1 protein-coding gene and 1 pseudogene are annotated in these 2599 nt (G+C 72.4%); both read right to left on the bottom strand.

Translation table 11 applies throughout. From position 1 onward, the window contains the following. Window positions 1-64: 64 nt before the first annotated feature. Window positions 65-949 (bottom strand): hypothetical protein, encoded by an 885-nt coding sequence (locus tag ACFCY1_RS41455; protein WP_375877814.1) that lies wholly within the window; start codon window positions 947-949, stop codon window positions 65-67. Between the two features lie 270 nt (window positions 950-1219). Continuing rightward, window positions 1220-2320 (bottom strand): annotated as a pseudogene (locus ACFCY1_RS41450) (hypothetical protein); the annotation flags it as partial. Window positions 2321-2599: the final 279 nt, after the last annotated feature.

The raw sequence follows: 2599 nt of genomic DNA, 5'->3' as shown, positions 1-2599 counted from the left end.
GCCCTGCCGTTCCCGGAGTTTCCCGGGGAACGGCAGGGCCTCACGGCGTTTGCCAGGGAGCTGCTCAGCTCTTGTCGGCGTCGGCGTCGGCCTTGGCGGCCTTCGACTCCTCGGCCTCGGCGGCCTCAGCCTGCTGGGCGCGCTCGGGGACGACGCCGTCGAAGTCGTCGTCGATCTCGAGGTCGTCCTCGTCGTAGAACTCCTCGACGTCCTCCTCGTCCTCGAAGATCACGCGGTCCTCGGAGTGGTCGCCGCCACCGCGCTTCTTCTGCACCGGGGCGTCCGTGGACTCGGCCTCGTCCTCGGCCAGCTCCGGGTCGAGCGTGTCGGTGAACTCCACGCCGTCGATCTCGGCCAGCCGCTCCGAGGCGTTGGTGGTGCCGTCGGTGTCGGCCTCGGCGGCCTTGGCGAACCAGTCACGGGCCTCGTCGGCCCGGCCGGCCGCGATCAGGGCCTCGGCGTAGGCGTACCGCAGACGCGCGGTCCACGGCTGCACGGAGTTGGAGGCCAGCTCCGGGCTCTGCAGCGTCACCACGGCGGCGTCGAACTGCTCCATGTCGGCGCGGGCACCGGCCGCCACCAGGCGCATCTCGACCTGGCCGGCCTTGTCCAGCTGCTTCACCTCGGGCTCGCCGGCCATCGCCAGCGCCCGCTCCGGACGGCCCAGACCGCGCTCGCAGTCGGCCATCACGGGCCACAGGTCCGCCCGGCCGGTCATCCGACGGGCGGCGCGGAACTCGGTCAGCGCCTCGGAGTAGCGCTGCGTCATGTACGAGGCGAAACCGGCCGCCTCACGGACGGCCGCCACGCGGGAGGCCAGACGGAGCGCGATGCGCGAGTACTGGTAGGCCTCCTCCGCCTCGCCGTCGAGCAGGCGGGCCACCATCACCAGGTTGCGGGCGACGTCGTCCGCGAGGGTCTTGGGCAGGCTCTTGAGCTCCTGGCGCACGTCCGCGTCCAGCTCGTAGCCGGTGACGTCCTCCGGGATCGGCAGACGCTTGACGGGCTCGTAGTTGCCCCGGCGGTCGTCGTACTCCCGGCGGTCGCCGCCGCGCTCGTCCCGGTCACGGCGGTAGCCGCCACCCGACGGGCGGTCGTCACGGCGGAAGCCACCGCGGTCGCCACCACGGTCGTCACGGCGGAAGCCACCGCGGTCGCCACCACGGTCGTCGCGGCGGAAGCCGCCACGGTCGCCACCGCGGTCATCGCGGTTGAAGCCACCGGAGGGGCGGTCGTCGCGGCGGAAGCCACCGCCGGCCGGACGGTCGCCACGGTCGCGGTTGAAACCGCCACCCGACGGACGGTCGTCACGACGCGGACGGTCGTCACGGTCGTCACGACGGAAACCGCTCGGGCGGTCGTCGCGGCGGAAACCACCGCGGTCGCCACCGCGGTCATCACGGTTGAAACCGCCGGAGGGGCGGTCGTCGCGACGGAAGCCGCCACGGTCGCCACCGCGGTCATCGCGGTTGAAGCCACCCGAGGGGCGGTCGTCACGACGGAAGCCACCGCCGGCCGGACGATCACCACGGTCGCGGTTGAAACCGCCACCCGACGGACGGTCGTCACGACGGAAACCGCCACGGTCGCCACCGCGGTCATCACGGTTGAAACCGCCGGAGGGGCGGTCGTCACGACGCGGACGGTCGTCACGGTCGTCCCGACGGAAACCACCGGACGGGCGGTCATCGCGGCGGAAGCCGCCACCGGAGGGGCGGTCATCACGACGGAAACCGCCGCCGGAGGGGCGGTCATCACGACGGAAGCCACCGCCGGCCGGACGGTCGCCACGGTCGCGGTTGAAACCGCCACCCGACGGACGGTCGTCACGACGGAAACCGCCACGGTCGCCACCACGGTCGTCACGGTTGAAGCCACCCGAGGGGCGGTCGTCACGACGGAAGCCACCGCCGGCCGGACGGTCACCGCGGTCGCGGTTGAAACCGCCACCGGAGGGACGGTCGTCACGACGGAAACCGCCGCGCTCGCCACCGCGGTCGTCACGGTTGAAACCGCCCGACGGACGGTCGCCGCGGTCGCGGTTGTACCCGCCGGTGGGGCGGTCGTCACGGCGGAAGCCGCCACGGTCGCCACCGCGGTCGTCACGGTCGCGGCCGTACCCGCCGCCCGACGGACGGTCGTCACGACGCGGACGGTCGTCACGGTCGTCGCGACGGTAGCCGCCGGAGGGGCGGTCATCGCGGCGGAAGCCACCGCGGTCGCCGCCACGGTCGTTGGACCAGCCCCCGCGGGACCGGGGCTCGTAGCCTCGGCCGTCGTCCGATCGACGCTCGGGACGGTCCTGGGGCTGGTTCGACATCGTGGTGACTCCTTCTGCTGCTTCAGCTACACCGCGGGCGGAGCATGCGACTCCACCACCGCCACGCGGCTTCGACGCCGGCCTGCTGGCCCGCGTACCTTCTCCATTGTCCGACATGCCGGGACCCTCCGCGTCTGGGCGGAAGTCCCGCTTTTGCCGATCTTCTTCACGTTCGCAAAACACAAAAAGGCCGCGGCCCCAGCGAGTCGCTGGGGCCGCGGCCTTGAATAATTGTTCGGCGGCGTCCTACTCTCCCACAGGGTCCCCCCTGCAGTACCA

It is taken from the genome of Kitasatospora sp. NPDC056273, assembly GCF_042268845.1.
Lineage (GTDB): Bacteria > Actinomycetota > Actinomycetes > Streptomycetales > Streptomycetaceae > Kitasatospora.
This window is presented reverse-complemented; position numbering and strand designations above follow the sequence as displayed.